This window comes from Serratia sp. BNK-23, from assembly GCF_047456145.1.
Taxonomy (GTDB): domain Bacteria; phylum Pseudomonadota; class Gammaproteobacteria; order Enterobacterales; family Enterobacteriaceae; genus Serratia; species Serratia nematodiphila.
This window is the reverse complement of record NZ_CP179900.1, coordinates 2,325,871-2,341,657: the sequence shown is the minus strand read 5'-3', so window position 1 is coordinate 2,341,657 and position 15,787 is coordinate 2,325,871. Positions and strand designations below refer to the sequence as shown.

The 15,787-nt window shown below is 60.6% G+C and carries 15 protein-coding genes; 10 read left to right on the top strand and 5 right to left on the bottom strand.

The genetic code is table 11. From position 1 onward, the window contains the following. Window positions 1-142: 142 nt before the first annotated feature. The 3 genes from nudI (at window position 143) to ACMGF9_RS11080 (ending at window position 2,624) form a co-directional block, all read left to right on the top strand. Entirely contained in the window at window positions 143-568 is a 426-nt protein-coding gene (gene nudI / locus ACMGF9_RS11090; RefSeq protein ID WP_414160231.1) for a nucleoside triphosphatase NudI, read from the top strand. Between the two features lie 93 nt (window positions 569-661). Continuing rightward, a complete protein-coding gene (pbpG, locus tag ACMGF9_RS11085) occupies window positions 662-1,498 on the top strand; it encodes a D-alanyl-D-alanine endopeptidase (RefSeq protein WP_099982463.1) in 837 nt (278 codons plus the stop codon). A 139-nt stretch (window positions 1,499-1,637) separates the two neighbouring features. Continuing rightward, on the top strand, window positions 1,638-2,624 hold the full coding sequence (locus ACMGF9_RS11080; RefSeq protein WP_414160230.1) for an MsnO8 family LLM class oxidoreductase: 987 nt from the start codon (window positions 1,638-1,640) through the stop codon (window positions 2,622-2,624). Here ACMGF9_RS11080 and ACMGF9_RS11075 read toward each other — a convergent pair. After that, entirely contained in the window at window positions 2,621-3,925 is a 1,305-nt protein-coding gene (locus ACMGF9_RS11075) for an aminotransferase class I/II-fold pyridoxal phosphate-dependent enzyme (protein WP_242142300.1), read from the bottom strand. The two genes, ACMGF9_RS11080 and ACMGF9_RS11075, sit on opposite strands and share 4 nt — an antisense overlap. 66 nt (window positions 3,926-3,991) lie before the next feature. Between ACMGF9_RS11075 and ACMGF9_RS11070 the strand changes: the two genes are divergently transcribed. Genes ACMGF9_RS11070 through ACMGF9_RS11060 form a run of 3 tightly spaced genes read left to right on the top strand, consistent with a single transcriptional unit; the run spans window position 3,992 to window position 5,805 of the window. Continuing rightward, window positions 3,992-4,246 carry a hypothetical protein gene (locus ACMGF9_RS11070; RefSeq protein WP_033504591.1) on the top strand — a complete coding sequence of 85 codons (255 nt, stop codon included), beginning with the start codon at window positions 3,992-3,994 and terminating at the stop codon, window positions 4,244-4,246. Then, window positions 4,243-4,959: a glutamine amidotransferase gene (locus ACMGF9_RS11065; RefSeq protein WP_075684413.1), complete on the top strand. Its 717-nt coding sequence runs from the start codon at window positions 4,243-4,245 to the stop codon at window positions 4,957-4,959. The genes ACMGF9_RS11070 and ACMGF9_RS11065 overlap by 4 nt, the downstream gene beginning before the upstream one ends. A 3-nt stretch (window positions 4,960-4,962) precedes the next feature. Further along, window positions 4,963-5,805 carry a PfkB family carbohydrate kinase gene (locus ACMGF9_RS11060; RefSeq protein WP_414160229.1) on the top strand — a complete coding sequence of 281 codons (843 nt, stop codon included), beginning with the start codon at window positions 4,963-4,965 and terminating at the stop codon, window positions 5,803-5,805. 44 nt (window positions 5,806-5,849) lie between these two features. Here the strand turns inward: ACMGF9_RS11060 and ACMGF9_RS11055 are convergent, their stop codons facing one another. The 4 genes from ACMGF9_RS11055 to ACMGF9_RS11040 form a co-directional block, all read right to left on the bottom strand. After that, window positions 5,850-6,563 carry a flagellar brake protein gene (locus tag ACMGF9_RS11055; protein WP_004938226.1) on the bottom strand — a complete coding sequence of 238 codons (714 nt, stop codon included), beginning with the start codon at window positions 6,561-6,563 and terminating at the stop codon, window positions 5,850-5,852. Window positions 6,564-6,639: 76 nt separating this feature from the next. Beyond that, window positions 6,640-7,422, bottom strand: a complete 783-nt coding sequence (locus tag ACMGF9_RS11050) for an N-formylglutamate amidohydrolase (protein ID WP_015377972.1) — start codon at window positions 7,420-7,422, stop codon at window positions 6,640-6,642. 101 nt (window positions 7,423-7,523) lie between these two features. Further along, entirely contained in the window at window positions 7,524-9,245 is a 1,722-nt protein-coding gene (olsF, locus tag ACMGF9_RS11045; RefSeq protein WP_015377973.1) for an ornithine lipid synthase OlsF, read from the bottom strand. Between the two features lie 155 nt (window positions 9,246-9,400). After that, window positions 9,401-11,071: a DUF4091 domain-containing protein gene (locus tag ACMGF9_RS11040; RefSeq protein ID WP_103085315.1), complete on the bottom strand. Its 1,671-nt coding sequence runs from the start codon at window positions 11,069-11,071 to the stop codon at window positions 9,401-9,403. Window positions 11,072-11,536: 465 nt separating this feature from the next. On the opposite strand from ACMGF9_RS11040, the gene ACMGF9_RS11035 reads away from it, so the two are divergent. The 4 genes from ACMGF9_RS11035 (at window position 11,537) to ACMGF9_RS11020 (ending at window position 15,773) form a co-directional block, all read left to right on the top strand. Continuing rightward, window positions 11,537-12,790: an ABC transporter substrate-binding protein gene (locus tag ACMGF9_RS11035; protein ID WP_414160228.1), complete on the top strand. Its 1,254-nt coding sequence runs from the start codon at window positions 11,537-11,539 to the stop codon at window positions 12,788-12,790. Window positions 12,791-12,868: 78 nt separating this feature from the next. Next, window positions 12,869-13,810, top strand: coding sequence for a carbohydrate ABC transporter permease (locus ACMGF9_RS11030; protein ID WP_015377976.1), 942 nt, complete (start codon window positions 12,869-12,871; stop codon window positions 13,808-13,810). Window positions 13,811-13,820: 10 nt separating this feature from the next. Further along, window positions 13,821-14,639: a carbohydrate ABC transporter permease gene (locus tag ACMGF9_RS11025; protein WP_004938251.1), complete on the top strand. Its 819-nt coding sequence runs from the start codon at window positions 13,821-13,823 to the stop codon at window positions 14,637-14,639. A 21-nt stretch (window positions 14,640-14,660) separates the two neighbouring features. Continuing rightward, on the top strand, window positions 14,661-15,773 hold the full coding sequence (locus ACMGF9_RS11020; protein WP_021503773.1) for an ABC transporter ATP-binding protein: 1,113 nt from the start codon (window positions 14,661-14,663) through the stop codon (window positions 15,771-15,773). Window positions 15,774-15,787: the final 14 nt, after the last annotated feature.

The window sequence follows — 15,787 nt, the reverse complement described above, 5'->3', positions numbered from 1 at the left end:
TCCGATAGATTACTCCCTTATCAAGGCGTTAAACGCGAGGGAACAAAAAATTTTTGCTGTTACGCAGAACGCGATCGGCCCCTCTATCCTGCGTCGCCAAACCTGCTAACCTGCGCATTTTGATTTTTGACAGGAGCCTTCCATGCGCCAACGCATCATTGTCTGCCCGCTGATTGAAAACGATAACGCCTTCCTGCTGTGTAAAATGGCCGCCCACAAAGGCGTGTTTCCCGGCCAGTGGACGCTGTCCGGCGGCGGCGTCGAGCCGGGTGAACAAATAGAACAGGCGCTGCGGCGCGAAGTGCGCGAAGAGTTGGGCGCCGCGCTGATCCTCGACAACATCACGCCCTGGACTTTCCGCGATGATGTGCGCGTCAAAACTTACGCCGACGGCAGCCAGGAGCAAATCTACATGATTTACCTGATTTTCGACTGCCATGCCGCCAACCGCGACGTGACGATCAACGACGAGTTCGATGACTACGCCTGGGTGCCGCGCAAGCGCCTCGCGGACTACGATTTGAACGAGGCTACCCGCTTCACCCTGCGGCAAAAGGGATTGTTGTAACAGTTTGAGCGATTATCGCCCTATTTCCTTCACATTTGCCGGGCAGACTCTTTTGATATTTTTTAATCACTTAGGGTCACTATTGCCGCCGTTATGCTTTTATCTCACGCTTTTCTCCGTCTGCCTGTCCGGCGCTTCGGCGCCGCCCTGCTGTTCAGCCTGCTGTTCGTTTTGGCGCCCGTGCATGCCGCTGCACCGCCGCTGGTGCTGAATGCCAAATCGGTGCTGGTCGTCAATCAACGCACCGGAAAGACCCTTTATCAGAAGCAGCCGAACCGCGTGCTGCCGATCGCCTCGCTCACCAAACTGATGACCGCCATGGTCGCCCTGGACAGCAAACGCCCGATGGGCAGCAAGCTCAAAGTCACCGCCGCCGATCGCGATCTGCTGAAGAAAACCCATTCGCGGCTGACCATCGGCTCGGTGCTCAGCCGCCGCGACATGCTGCACATCGCCCTGATGTCTTCGGAGAACCGCGCCGCCGCCGCGCTGAGCCGCAGTTATCCCGGCGGGCGCAAGGCCTTCGTGGCGAAAATGAATCAGAAAGCGCGCGCCATCGGCATGAAACGCGCCCGCTTCTACGATCCGACCGGGCTGACGCCGCGCAATGTGGCGACCGCTAACGATCTGCTGAAGATGGTCAATCACGCCTATCGCTATCAGTCGATTCGCCGCTTCAGCACCGACAAGCAGCAGATCGTGCGCCCCGGCCGCGGCCAGTTGGTCTACCGCAGCTCCAACGGCCTGATCAACAACCCCGCCTGGAAGATCCAGCTGCAGAAAACCGGCTTTACCGACGAGGCCGGTCACTGCCTGGTGATGCGCACCACCATCAAAGGGCAGCCGGTGGTGATGATCCTGCTCGGCTCGCAGCCGCGCTACGGCCACTACCGTGACGCCATTCGTCTGAAGGCCTGGCTCGAGGGGTAACATCGCGGCGTTTTACCGTTCTGCGTATATCCAAATCCGTTTTGGATCAATGGAATATCCTATCGCCAATCAGTATTAAGCCGTGCGCTGCCCGCATGGTATTTGTCAGGCATATCTGATGAGGAAAGGAGCGGGAAAAATGGCTTATGCCTTGAGCATATTGGAAAAAAGTCCGATCGCCGAAGGGGAAAGCGCCGCGCAGGCGCTGGCGCGCACGCTGCAGCTGGCGCAACGGGCGGAACGCTGGGGGTATCGGCGTTTCTGGCTGGCCGAGCACCACAATACGCCGCAGCTCGCCTGCCCGTCGCCGGAAGTGCTGATCGGCTATCTGCTCGGCCAAACGTCGCGCATTCGCATCGGCTCCGGCGGCGTGATGCTGCAGCACTACAGCGCCTACAAGGTGGCCGAAAACTTCAACCTGCTGGCGGCGCTGGCGCCAGGGCGCGTCGATCTCGGGGTGGGCAAAGCGCCCGGCGGGCTGCCGCTCGCAACCCAGGCGCTGCAGGCCGCCCACGATCGGCAAAACAAACCGGCCTTCCCGCAGCAGCTGTCGCAGCTGACCGCTTACCTGAACGACGACGCCGAACCGGGCCTGAGCGCCACGCCGCTGCCGCCGCAGGGCGCGCAGCGTTTTCTGCTCGGCGCCAGTAAAGAAAGCGCGACGCTGGCGGCCGAGTCCGGCTGGGCCTTCGTGTTCGCCGCGCATTTGAATGGCAATCCGCAGGATATCCGCGACGCGCTGGAGCACTACGCCGCACACAGCGGCGGCCGCAAGGCGCTGCTGGCAGTGGCGGCGATCGTGGCCCCCAGCGAGGAACAGGCCGCAGCATTGGCGGCGGAGATTCAGCAATACCGCGTGCACGTCGCCGGTGAGCAGAGCGTGACCGTCGGCAGCCTGGCGCAGGCCGAGAGTTTCGTGCAGCAGGCCGGCGCCACCAACTACCGCATCGAGCCGCGGGAAAGCCATATTCTGCTCGGCACCGCGCAGCAGGTGCATCAACAACTGGCGCAGCTACAGCAACAGTACGGCGTGGACGAGTTCATCATCGACACGCCGATCGCCGAACCGGCCGCCCGGTTAGCCTCGCTGCAGTTACTGGCGGAAGAGAGTTTGACGCCGGCTTAGTTGATCGCCGCCGCCGCCCGCATGGCTTCGGACAGATCCTGCGCCAGCGGCGCCAACTGCGACGGCGTGACGTTCGCCAGGCTGACGCGGAGCGCCGGACCACACTTCAGGCGGAAAGGTTCACCGCCCTGCACCAGCCACCCCCGCTGCGCCATCAGCTGCGCGGCGGCGGTTTCCGAGCGCACCGGCACCCACAGATGCAGCCCTTCACCTACCGCCAGCGCCGTGTGATTCAACGCATTGAGCCGCTGGACCAGCTCATCCCGTCTGGCCTGATACGCCTGTTGCGCCCGCTGCAATTGCCCTTCCTGCAAGGCTTGTTCCCACAGTCTGGCGGCGATCTGCTGCAAGATATGGCTGACCCAGCGTTCGCTGATGTACTGATCGGCGCGCATCGCCTGCAGCAAAGTCGGGTTGCCGCAGGCCAGCGCGATGCGCAGATCCGGGCTGAGAAACTTGCTCAGCGACAGCACGTACAGGCCGCGATCGCCGTCGAACGGCAGATGCAGCGGCTGTTGCGACAACGGCCCCCAGAAATCGTCGACGATCGCCAGACACTGCGGATGGCCGCGTAGAAAACCTCGCCACTGCTGCGCACGTTGCGCTGAAAGCGAAGCGCCGGTCGGATTATGGGCACGCGGCGTCAGGATCACCGCGTCGGCCGCGCCGCTCTCCGGCAGCCGACAGCCCTGTTCATCCACCGCCAGCGGCAGCGGCCGCAGGCGCAGGTGACGCAGCAGCGTCAATAGCGGCGGCCAGCAGGGATCTTCCACCCACACCGCCGCCCCAGGCTGCGCATGGCAGCGCAGCGCCTTTTCCATCGCGTCCAACGCGCCGGAAAACACCGCCGGTTCCCCCAGCGTGACGCCCTGGCGGCTGAGCCACTCACGCCCGAGACCGGTCAATACCGGCAGGTCGCCGCTGATGTCATAGCCGTTTTGCTGCGGGAACACCTCCGCCGCGTCAAGCCTCAGCGCCGGCAGCAAAGCGGCATCCAGGTTGCCGCTGGCCAGATCGCACATCCCCGCCGGCACCTGGCGCGGCGCATAGGCCGCACTCACCGCCGCCAGCGGCGGCTCCAGCACCACCGTTCCCGCCCGCCCGCGCGTCGCCACCAGGCCGGCATCACGCAATCGGGCATAAGCGCTGGCGACGGTATTCGGATTGACCTCCAGCTCCGCAGCCAGTTGGCGTACCGGCGGCAACAGCTCGCCCGGCCGCAGCGCGCCGTCTTTGATGCGTGCGGCGATCTGCTCGGCAATCTGGACAGCGCCGCCGCCTTTTGCATACAATAAACTCATACATAAATCCTTTTGTACTAATTCAAATAAGACTAGCAGCTTCCGCGGCCAAAAGTAAGGGGTTCCATGGATAAACATTACGTGCTCGACATTCAGTATGCAGGAAAAGCCTTTGCCCGCCTGCAGCTGTTCACCCCGTGGGCAGCCGATCAGCTGGAGCAGGCCTGCGCGCTGTTCCCGGCCGCGCAGGGTTATCAGGTGCAGCTCAGCCAGGTCAGCGAACGCCGCATCGTCTATCAGAGCGGCGCGCAGGGCATCACGGTCCTGGGCGAGTCGCTGGCGCTGACGCCGTTCACCCACGCTCACGAGGTTAAACAATGAAAAAAGCCGTCGCCATTCGACACGTCAATTTTGAAAACCTGGGTATTCTCGGTTCCCTGCTCTCGCTGCGTGGCTATCAGATCGACTATTACGATGCCGGTCGCGATGATATTCGTGCTATCAATAATGAAGAGACCGATCTGTTGGTGGTGCTCGGCGGGCCGATCAGCGCCGCCCGGCACTTTTCCGGTGAGCAGCGCTATGATTTTCTCGACCATGAATTGGCGCTGGTCAAACAGCGCCTGGCGCAGCGGCGGCCGACCCTCGGGGTGTGTCTCGGCGCACAGGTGATCGCCCAGGCGCTGGGCGCCGACGTGATTTCGCTCGGCGTTAAAGAGATCGGCTTCGCCCCGCTGACCACGCTCGCGGCCCAAGACGACTCGGTGCTGGCGCCGCTGGCCGATACGCCGGTGCTGCATTGGCACGGCGATATGTTCATGATCCCGGACGGCGCCCGCTGCCTGGCCGGCACGGCGATTTGCCCGCATCAGGCTTTCGACTATCAGGGGTTCGCGCTCGGTCTGCAGTTCCATCTGGAGGCGGATCACCGCGATATCGAACGCTGGTTGATTGGCCATGCCTGCGAGCTGGAGCTGGCCGGCATCGCGCCCCAGAGCCTGCGCGAACAGGCGGCGCGCCACGGCGCACAGCTGGAACAGCGCGCGCGGCAGGTGTTCGCCCGCTGGCTGGATAATAACGAACCAAGGATGTAACTCATGCAACAGGCTTCACCCTTGCGATCACCGTCCATCGACGTGATCAGCATTCAATCTCAGGTGGTTTACGGCAGCGTCGGCAACGGTATCGCCTACCGTGCCCTGCTGAAAAAGGGGCTGGAAGCGCTGCAGGTGCCCAGCGTGCTGTTCGGCTGCCCGCCCTATTACGGCAAGCCGCATGGCGGCGTCATCTCCGGCGAGTGGTTCGGCGGCTTTCTCGACGATCTGATCGCCCGCGGCGTGATGAAACGCACCCGGGCGGTGATCGTCGGTTACCTGGGCGACGTGATGCAGTGCCATATTCTGGCCAACTGGCTGCAGCGGGTGCGCGCCCTCAATCCGCAGATAAGGATCTATATCGATCCGGTGATAGGCGATTACGGCGAAGGGATCTACGTGGATGAGCGCATCGTCAATTGCTATCGTTCACCGTTCCTGCGGCTGGCCAACGGCCTGACGCCGAACGGTTTCGAACTGGAGCAGCTGTGCGGCCGCTCTCTGAGCAGCCGGGAGCAGACGCAACGCGCCGCGCAGGCGCTGTTGAACGACACCACCGAATGGGTGCTGGTCACCAGCGCGCCGGGCGTGGCACAGCACGAAGACGAAGTGGGTTTAATGTTGGTCATCCGGCAGGAAGCGCAGTGCTTTACCCATCCGAAGGTCAAATCGGCGGTCAAAGGCACCGGCGATCTGTTCACCGCACTGCTGGTGAGCCATCTGCTGCGCGGCGCCGCGCTCGACGCGGCCGTGGTTGCCGCCGGCGGCGAAGTGTGCGACGTGCTGGCCGAAGCGGCGCATTTCGGTTGGGAAGAGATCGGCAGCCTGCGGGCGTTAAAACCGTAAGACCTGTGGAGAGTCAGGGGCAGCATGCCCGCCCCTGATAAATATCAGCGTTTTTTCTTTTTGTTGAAATCCAGCTCGAAGGCGAACACCGCGCTCTGAATTTTGCGCTCCATCGCCAGCCCCAGCTTGAGGAAACGGCACGACAGGCGCGAGAAGTGCACCACCTGGTCGTTATCGTCGGTTTCCTGATCGTCGTTGACCACCACCAGCTCCATATTGACCTTGAAGCTGCCGTAGCTGCCCAGATCCAGCTCCGCTTTTTTGAACTGCAGGCCAGGCTGGAAGAAATCCGGCAGCGGGCCGTCGAAACGCAAACCGACGCCGCCGGCGGAGAGATCGTGGATCCGCAGCTCATAAGGCGTGCCGTCCGGGTACTCGCCGGTGCAGAAGAATTGGCGCCAGTGCGGCGTAGTGATGCGGAATTGGCGGCGGCGCTGGATATAGACCAACTCCTGCGGCAGCCGGGTCGAGCAGGCCTGGACGCCCTGATGTTCGGTCAGTTCTGCCTGACCGACGGAAAACTCGATTTTGGCGTCGTGGCTTTCAATCACGATGGTGCAGGCGCCGTCGATGGCGTTTTCCGCTTCCTCACCGCTAAACACGATATTGTCCGGCCCGACGCTCAATAACAGACTTTGAAACCGGTGCTGCTGATTTTCTACGCGCAGCGGCGTGCGTTGTTTGCAAATTTCACGCAGAATCGCCAGAACTTCAAAACGCTCCCGTTTGATAAACAGTCCGTTATCGCTGTGCTCCACACGTCTCTCCTGACTTTTTTTCTAATGACGTCTTATGTATTCCTTATGGTTATCATCTCTGGGAATATTCCTAAAGTCAAATTTGCCAGCGTTGCCAGGCCTGCGGCAGCAGGCGCGCGAAACGTTTCGCCCATGCCTGTTGCCCGCGTTCGTCGGCGATCAGATCCTGGCGAATTTCGATGCCGACGTAAGGCAATCCGCGCCGTTCCGCGTGCACCGGCAACGTGTAGTCGGTGGCGTCGGTCATTGCATAGGGCTCGTTGATCCCCACCTGCAAATCCCCCTCTTCGCGCAGCAGCTCGGCCAGCAGCCGGGCGAATTCCGGGTAGCGATTAAACAGCAACCCCACCTGCCAGGGGCGCGATTCCCCTTTGAACACCGGTGTGAAACTGTGCATGGCGATCACCGCCGTCGGCAGTTCGCGCAGCTGACGTTGCCCCAAATGATCGTCGATGGCGTGGTGATACGGCAAAAACACCTCACGCTCGCGCGCCAGCGCGTGCTCGGCGTCAATACCGATATTGCCGGGTATCGGCGTCAGTTCGGACAAATGCGGGATCGAGCTGGCGATGCCTGGCGCCCGGTTGCAGTCGATCACCAGCCGTGAATAACGCTGGTGGATCAGGGTGGCGTCCAGCTGACGGCTCAGATGGCGCGACACGCTCAGCGCGCCGATGTCCCAGCCGATGTGGCGTTCGATCTCCCCCGGCGGCAAACCAAGGTCGCCAAGGGATTGCGGTATCGCCTTACCGGCGTGATCGCACAGCAGCAAAAAGGGCGCTTTGCCGCGCGGGATTTCCACGGCGGCGGCAGAGGGTTCATCGGCGGACAATAACGGCGGGATAAACGAATGGGGCATGACGGGCTCCGGCGGTGGAAAGCAAAACGTTTATCGTAGCGCTATCCCGTCGCCGGCCCCAAGGTCGTGCTTAGATCAAAAAGGCATGAGTCAGACTGTAGTCATGCCGTCTCGGCCGGCTGCGGCTGGTGCACCGCGATGTAACGCTGATACCGCGATGGCTTGAGCCGCGTGGTATCCACCAACACCAGCCCGTCGATACAGTTGTTGAACGCCGGATCGGTGCCAAAGTCGATAAACTGTACCCCGCCCGGCTCGCACAGTTCGGTGTACTGCTTGTACAGCGTTGGGATCGAGCAGCCGATATTGCTGAGCAGGCTCTTCAGCCGCACCAGATCTTCCTGGTAGTTGTCCCCGGCAAACTGCGCCAGCACCTGCGGCAGCGACGCCGGATAAGGCCGCCGCGACTGCGCGAACGCGTGATCCGGCGAGAAATAGAGCCGATAGAAGGCGATCAGCAAATCACGTGCTGCCAGCGGCATGCCGCCGGAGATCGACACCGGGCCGAACAGATAGCGGTACTGCGGGTATTTCGACAGATAGGCGCCGATGCCCAGCCACAAATAGTCCAGCCCGCGCTTGCCCCAATAGGCCGGCTGAATGAAGCTGCGCCCCAGCTCGATGCCCTGCGCCAGGATCGGTTCCATATCGCGGTCATAATGGAACAGGCTGTTGCTGTAGATGCTCTCCAGGCCCTTACGCGCGATTTGTTCGGCGGTGGGGATAAAACGATAGGCGCCGACGATCTCCAGCTCCTCCTCGTCCCACAGCACCAGGTGATAGTAATCGTCGTCGTAGCTGTCCAGATCGCGGCGGCGGCCGGATCCTTCCCCCACCGCGCGGAAAGCGATCTCGCGCAGGCGCCCCAGCTCGCGCAGGATTGGCGTACGCGCTTCGTCATGGCGACGATAGAGATAGATGGTTTTACCGTCCGGCGTTACCCCCAACCGTTCGCAGTTCGCCAGCGCCTTTTTCAGCTCCAGACGATCTTCCGGCAGCGCAATCGGCGATTCGCTGGCGAACAGCCCCGGCTTGCCCTGGCCCAGACGATAGACGTGGCGGCGAAAACGCTCCGCCAGATCCTTGGCGCTGGTGTGGCCGTCGTGCCAGTTGGCGAACGGCACGCGGCCGCCGACGCGGATCTTGATACGCCCGCCCCGCTGCTGGAACATTTCGCGCACCAGCAGCAAGGTCGACAGCGGCCGGTAGACCAGAGAGGTAAAGTAGAACAGGTTGCTGTTGCGTGCGCTGATGTGGATCGGCACGATCGGCGCGCGCGCTTTGGCGGCCAGGCGCAGAAAACCGGTATGCCAGTGGCCGTCGCGGATGCCTTTCGGGCTCATGCGCGACACTTCGCCTGCCGGGAACAGGATCAGCGCCCCCTGGTTGTCCAGCTGCTGCTGCATGCCTTCAATCTGTTTGCGGCTGGTTTTATAAGCGACGTTATCCACCGGCACGAACAGGCTGCGCAGCGGTTCAATGTAGGTCAGCAGCTGGTTGGCCACCACTTTCACGTCCGGGCGCACCGCGGCAACGGCGCGCAGCAATACCAAGCCGTCGAGCGAGCCGATCGGGTGATTGGCCACGAGCACCACCGGCCCCTGGCTCGGGATGTTTTCCAGATCGCCGTCCACCAGCTCGCAGCTGAGGTTAAAGTAGTCCACCACCTGCTCGATCAGATCGAGCCCTTTCAGATGGGGATAATCGGCGGCGAACTGTTTGAATTCTTTTTCGAAGAGAAGGGTTCTTAGCAGGCTGCGCTGCCAGGCGGGGGTATTGCGGTGTGGAAATGCATCTTGCAACAGAGAATCCAGGCTGAACATCGCGTTATCTCCTGACGTAGTCGCTGCAAACTTAAGCCAGAGCCGTGACTCTGACATGTCAGTTACATGACAATAAAGTGAATCCATCGACTATCAGGTATAGCAAAGTAATGGCGAATTGGGAGCGAAAGACGCATTTTCGCCCCCACTTGCCTTCACATCGGCGCCAGCAACGCTTCGATGCGGCGGTTTACCGCGTCGCGCAGGCGCAGCAGCGCCCCGGCCTGGTGCGGATAACGCTTGAAGGTGATGCGCATGCCCAGCTCACTTTCTATAAGCGCTTCCACCGTCGCCCGATCGGTCAAACTCTCCAGCAGCTGCAGCGCGCACATGTCTTGCAGCCCCTGGTGCAGCACCCGCAGGCGCAGCGACTCCACCGGCTGCAGATCCTCACCGGGGTAGACTACGAACGGATCGCCGGAGGGAAACGCATGGCCGCTGTCGGTCACCGCGTACGGATTGATGCGTTCACGCGAATGGGCGCTGTTATAGAAGTTGAATCCCCAGTGCAGAAAGCCGGCGATGCGGTACAGATACAGCTGCACGCCCAATATGCGGTTGCGCGCCGAAGGCTGAGCGAAGAAGCGATTGGCGACCTCAGTCTTCTGCACGCAGCAGTAATAGGCCCACAGGCCGGGGACCTGGTGTTCGATAAAAGGTTCGAGGTGGTCGGTCGCAACGACCGGGGTTTCCACCAGGCCTTGCTGATAAAACGCGAAATCCGACAGCGCATCGAAGGTGCGGAAGCCATCCAGCAGCGGGCGCAGCGCGGCGCTGGCGCGCCGGTAGGCCGCCAGGTTGTCCAACGTCGGCTCATCGGAAACATGGAACCATACCTGCCGTTCCAGCCCCCGTTCGCGGAACCAGGCGGTCAACGCCGGCAGCAGCGCCTGTAGGAAACGCTGATACGCTTCGCCCTGCGCATCGGTGTGCCAGCCGAACTGCGTTCGCGTCTCGCCCTGCTCCTCCACCACGATCTTCGGCGCATGCGCCGCGCCCCATTGGGTAAACAGCGGCGCGATTTCGAAGTGCTCGATACCCTCTTCCTGCGCCAACGCCACCCACTGCGCCAGACGGCTGAAATCGAAGCCATACCCGTGCGCCGAATGTGTCACCCTCACCAACTGTACCGTGGTGCGTTCGCCGCCAACGGCGGTATCCAGCGGCGGCGTGAACAGCGGCGTCAGCAGCATATTGACGCCAGCCTGCACCGCGCAGCGCACAAAGTTGCGCACCGCGCGCCAGTACGCCGGGCTGAACACCGCCAAACGGTAGTAATCCGCCAGGCAGTCGGTGTGCAGCCATTCGGTGTGCAACAGCGTTTGCGGCGGCAACGCCGCGGGCACCAGATGCAGCGTCAGTGTGGCCTCGGCCAGCGCCTCGCCGCTCTGGGCATCCAGCAGCCGCAGGGTCAACGGAAAGTCTCCGGCCAGTTGCGCGTCGGCCGGCGGCGTCAGGGTCAACCACAGGCTGCCATAATAGCGGCAGGCGGCAAAAAAACGCCGTTGCGGCAGCGGCATCAGCGGATCGGGAAATAAGCCCGGCTCGGTGGTCAGGTAATTCTCATCGGTCTCGCGATAACAGGGAAAACCGCTCGGCACCGATTGCACCTGGCGCACGCTGATATACTCCGCCAGCGGCCCGTCGAGTTGATAACACAGCTCATGGCGAGTCTCGTTGCCCGGGGTTTGCAAACAGTACACCGCCTGCCAGGACAGTACCTCGTTATTTAACCCGCTCAGCCGATTTTCCACGGCAATGGGCGGCATATTTTGGCGATGAAATACTTTTTCCAGGCAATGCGTAAATACCAGAGACAGGCGCATGATATTTCGCCCTCTTTATTTTGGATGAATAAATGTTGTGAGATTCAGGCTAGCGTCTTTTATCGCCACAAACAATAGCCGGCAATAAAAAACGTTCAAGTGCCCTCCTCGGACAGCCCCAGCAAGATTTTTTTGTTTATTTGCATCACAAAAATGAAAGAAGCTGAAGCTTGCACAATAAAAATATTTTTAATCCCCATTATGGTGCAAGGGTTATCAGTTATTCCTATGCCTGCGAAGGCCGCTAAATGCCGCGCCACCGGGGAAAAACCCCGCTAAAAGGTTAATGAGATGTAAACAGAAACCCCTTTCACTTGGCCGCAAAAGTCTTTCGATTTTAACAACAGTGAAACATTGTCGCCCCATTTTTGGGCGTTTGGGGGTGTATTGACACATTGAAAGTTAAGGGATAGAAAGAATTTACGTTGCGAAAAACGCTATTCGTCGCTCACCGAGGGGAAGGCAATGTCACCGATAAAAAATACCGGCCGCCTACTGGCGCATTCTATTCTTGCCAGCGCATTATTATTACCCACACTGCTCCATGCCGCAGATAAAATAACTTTACGCTATGCCGTTTGGGACAGAAACCAATTACCTGCCGAACAGGAGATTGCCAAGCGCTTTGAACAGGCTAATCCGGATATAAAAATAGAAATAGAATTAACTCCCTCGGCGCAATATTTCGTTAAATTAGATTCCGCCGCCGCCGGCGGCGTAGCGCCAGATATATTCTGGATCAATATGCCTTATTTTGTGCAGTACGCCAAAAACGGCATTATGGAACCGTTGGCGCCCTATATTAAGGACAGCAGCCTTAAACTGGACGACGTGGTCGCCAGCTCGGTGAAAGCCTATCAGTACGACGGCCAACAGATGGCCATCCCGCGCGACGTCGATTCCATCGCCGTGTGGTACAACAAAAAACTGTTCGATCAGGCCGGCGTCAGCTATCCCACCAGCGACTGGAGCTGGGACGATCTGAAGAGCAAAGCCGCCGCGCTGAAAAACGGGCTGAAAGGCGCCGCCTTCCCGCTGGTGATGGACCTCAGCATCGACGGCCAGGACAGCTACATGAACCTGCTGTTCCAAAACGGCAATCACATCGTGCCCAAGGATGGCCAGCCTACCGACATCGCCAACGACAAGTCCATCTGGGTCTATCAGCAACTGCAGGGCATGATGAAAGACGGCCTGATGCCGAGCGCCCAGCAGATGAGCGAAGTCAAAACCGAGAACATCTTCCAGTCCAACCGCGCCGCGATGGTCTATGCCGGCTCCTGGCTGGCGGCGCCGTTCGCCAATAACCCGCTGATCAACGACCACATCGGCGTGGTGATGATGCCCAAAATTGAACGCCAGTCCGGCGTGGCGCACAGTCTGGCCTTCGCCATGTCGGCGAAAAGCGCCCACAAGCAGGCCGCCTGGAAATATATCGCCTTCATGAGCAGCGAAGCCTCGCAGGCGGAGCTGGCCAAGGTGGTGATCCCGGCCAACAAGACGGCGGCCAAGGTCTGGGCGCAGCAGATCCAAAAGGTTGACGTCACGCCTTATATCCAGACCCTTGAAGTGACCCAGGCTTACCCCACCGCCGGCACCAATACGCCGAAGTGGCAAAACATGTGGATCGCCAGCCTGAAAAAGATCTTTATGGGCGCGGACGCTAAGCAGGAAATGGACAAATCGGTCAAGAAGATCGCGCGCGTCATGGAGCAGTAATCACCCCGCCGCGGCGCGCAGCCCCGAGCGCGCGCCGCGGGGGAACCACGCTGAACGTCATAGGTGAGGAATGGCAACATGTCGCTGGCAGAAACGGCTACGGTCACCCTGAAACACCCCCGGCGCACCGCCCGTCCCGCGCTCAATCGGCTCGAACGCGCCGAGCGCTTCTGGGGCTGGGTGATGATCCTGCCGCTGTTGTTGGGGGTGACGGTGTTTTACCTGATCCCCTTCTTGCAAAACATCTTTTACAGCTTTACCGATCTGAACCAATTCATGCGCTGGAGCAGCATCAGCGTCGATAACTATCTCAACCTGTTCGAAGACGACGACTTTTACACCGCCGCCGCCAACACCCTGTTCTACGTGGTGGTCTGCGTGCCGATCAGCCTGAGCCTGTCGCTGCTGCTGGCGATCGGCCTCAACCAGAATATCCGCGGCAAAGGCCTGCTGCGCACCCTGCTGTTCCTGCCGGCGGTCACCATGCCCGCGGCGGTGGCCATGGTGTGGCAATGGCTGTTCAACAAGGACTTCGGCCTGATCAACCAGGCGCTGGGCCTGCTGCACATTGCGCCGGTCGCCTGGCTGTCCGATCCGGATGTGGTGCGCATCAGCGTATCCATCATCATCATCTGGTCGTCGCTGGCGCTGAAGATCATCATTTTGCTGGCCGGACTGCAGAGCATTCCACGCCAGTTGTACGAAGCGGCGGATATCGACGGCATCGGCACCCTGCGGCGCTTCTTCTGCATCACGCTGCCGATGATGGTGCCGACGCTGTTCTTCGTGTCGGTGATGAGCTTTATCGAGATCCTGCAAGTCTTTGACGTGGTGTTCCTGATGTTCGACCGCGCGCTGGTGGAAAACGACGTGATGACCGTCACCAACCTGTTCTACAAGTACGCGTTTTACCTGCAGGAAAAAGGTTACGCCTCCGCCATCACCGTGGTGCTGTTCGCCGTCACGCTGGTGATCACCCTGATTCAAATGGCGATCGGCAAGCGCCTGAAAGTCAGCTGAGGAGCTGCACATGAACGCAAGCAAGAAAACGCTGGTGTACCTGTTTATGGGGCTGGCGGCGCTGGCCTCGGTGGTGCCCTTTATCTGGATGCTGGTGACCTCGCTGAAAACCCAGGCCGAGAGCATTCAGATCCCGCTGACGCTGCTGCCAGCGCATCCCAGCCTGCAGGCCTACGGCCGGGTGATGCACGAAATCCCGTTCGCCGGTTTTTATCTCAACTCGCTTCTGGCGACCTTCTTCACCGTCACCCTGCAGATGGCGATCGCCACCCTGGCCGCCTATGGCTTCTCGCGCCTGCATTTTCGCGGCCGCGACGCGGTGTTTCTGGTGTGCGTGTCGATCCTGATGGTGCCCGGACAGGCGTTTCTGATCCCGCAATTCCTGGTGGTGCAGAAGCTGGGGCTGGTCAACAGCATCACCGGGCTGGTGCTGCCGGGCATTTTCAGCGTTTACGCCACCTTTCTGCTGCGCCAGTTTTTCCTGGCGGTGCCGAAGGAGATGGAGGAAGCGGCGTTGATCGACGGTTACAGCTACTTCGCCATCTTCTGGCGCATCATGCTGCCGCTGATCCGGCCCGGCATTATCGCCTGCGTCATCATCAACGGCCTGTGGAGCTGGAACAACCTGATGTGGCCGCTGATCGTCAATACCACCACCGAGAAGCTGACGCTGCCGGTTGGGCTGGCCTCGCTCTCCAGCCGCGCCGGGGTGGAATACCCGTTGCTGATGGCCGGGGCGCTGATGGCGGTGATCCCGATGCTGATGCTGTTCATTATTTTCCAACGCTATTTCATCCAGGGCATCGCCAGCGCCGGGGTGAAAGGCTAACGCGCAGACAAGGTAAACGACATGGCCGGAATTCAGTTAAACAGCGTTAAAAAAGTGTACCCCAACGGTTTCCACGCGCTGCACGGCGTCGATCTGGACATTGAGGATGGGGAATTTATGGTATTCGTCGGCCCGTCCGGCTGCGCCAAATCCACCCTGCTGCGGATGATCGCCGGGCTGGAGAGCGTCAGCGAGGGGCAGATCCTGATCCACGATCGCTGCGTCAACGACAGCATGCCGAAGGATCGCGGCGTCGCCATGGTGTTCCAGAACTATGCGTTGTACCCGCACATGACGGTGTACAAGAACATGGCGTTCGGCCTGATCGGCAAAGAAAGCAAGGCCGAGATCGACCGCCGGGTGCGCGACGCGGCGGAAAAGCTGGAGATCACCAATCTGCTGCAGCGCAAGCCGGGCCAGCTCTCCGGCGGCCAGTGCCAGCGGGTGGCGGTCGGCCGCGCCATCGTGCGCAAACCCAAGGTGTTCCTGTTTGACGAGCCGCTGTCCAACCTCGACGCCAAGCTGCGGGTGTCGATGCGCGTGCAACTGATCGAACTGCACAACCAGCTGAAGCAGGAAGGCGCCGCTGCCACCATGGTGTACGTCACCCACGATCAGGTCGAGGCGATGACCATGGGCGATCGCATTTGCGTGATGAACCGCGGCGCCATCATGCAGGTGGATAAACCGATCAACCTGTACCACCACCCCGCCAACCGTTTCGTCGCCGAGTTTATCGGCAGCCCGTCGATGAATTTGCACGATCTGGCGATCGTGCGCGACGGCCAAACGGTGCGGCTGCGTATCGGCCTGCAGCACCAGCTCGATCTGCCGTCTGCGCTGCAACGGCAATTGGCGGACTACCCGCATGCGCGGGTGTGTCTCGGCATCCGGCCGGAGTCCTTGCGGCTGTGCGCGCCCGGCAGCGCCAACTGTTTCCCGGCGCAGATCGTCACTATCGAGCGCATGGGCAACGAAGAGCTGCTGCACTGCGAACTGGCCGATTTGCGCTTCGTGCTGCGCATGGCGTCGCTGCCGGATTGGGAGCCGCGCCTCGGCGAAAACATTCATCTGGCATTCGATCTGACGCGCGCGCATTTGTTCGACGAGCTCAGCGGCCAAAACCTCAAATAACAACAGCGGAGTAT

Coding starts and splice junctions, on each gene's coding strand:
- nudI (WP_414160231.1), top strand. CDS start 143: ATGCGCCAACGCATCATTGTCTGCCCGCTGATTGAAAACGATAACGCC.
- pbpG (WP_099982463.1), top strand. CDS start 662: ATGCTTTTATCTCACGCTTTTCTCCGTCTGCCTGTCCGGCGCTTCGGC.
- ACMGF9_RS11080 (WP_414160230.1), top strand. CDS start 1,638: ATGGCTTATGCCTTGAGCATATTGGAAAAAAGTCCGATCGCCGAAGGG.
- ACMGF9_RS11075 (WP_242142300.1), bottom strand. CDS start 3,925: ATGAGTTTATTGTATGCAAAAGGCGGCGGCGCTGTCCAGATTGCCGAG.
- ACMGF9_RS11070 (WP_033504591.1), top strand. CDS start 3,992: ATGGATAAACATTACGTGCTCGACATTCAGTATGCAGGAAAAGCCTTT.
- ACMGF9_RS11065 (WP_075684413.1), top strand. CDS start 4,243: ATGAAAAAAGCCGTCGCCATTCGACACGTCAATTTTGAAAACCTGGGT.
- ACMGF9_RS11060 (WP_414160229.1), top strand. CDS start 4,963: ATGCAACAGGCTTCACCCTTGCGATCACCGTCCATCGACGTGATCAGC.
- ACMGF9_RS11050 (WP_015377972.1), bottom strand. CDS start 7,422: ATGCCCCATTCGTTTATCCCGCCGTTATTGTCCGCCGATGAACCCTCT.
- olsF (WP_015377973.1), bottom strand. CDS start 9,245: ATGTTCAGCCTGGATTCTCTGTTGCAAGATGCATTTCCACACCGCAAT.
- ACMGF9_RS11040 (WP_103085315.1), bottom strand. CDS start 11,071: ATGCGCCTGTCTCTGGTATTTACGCATTGCCTGGAAAAAGTATTTCAT.
- ACMGF9_RS11035 (WP_414160228.1), top strand. CDS start 11,537: ATGTCACCGATAAAAAATACCGGCCGCCTACTGGCGCATTCTATTCTT.
- ACMGF9_RS11030 (WP_015377976.1), top strand. CDS start 12,869: ATGTCGCTGGCAGAAACGGCTACGGTCACCCTGAAACACCCCCGGCGC.
- ACMGF9_RS11025 (WP_004938251.1), top strand. CDS start 13,821: ATGAACGCAAGCAAGAAAACGCTGGTGTACCTGTTTATGGGGCTGGCG.
- ACMGF9_RS11020 (WP_021503773.1), top strand. CDS start 14,661: ATGGCCGGAATTCAGTTAAACAGCGTTAAAAAAGTGTACCCCAACGGT.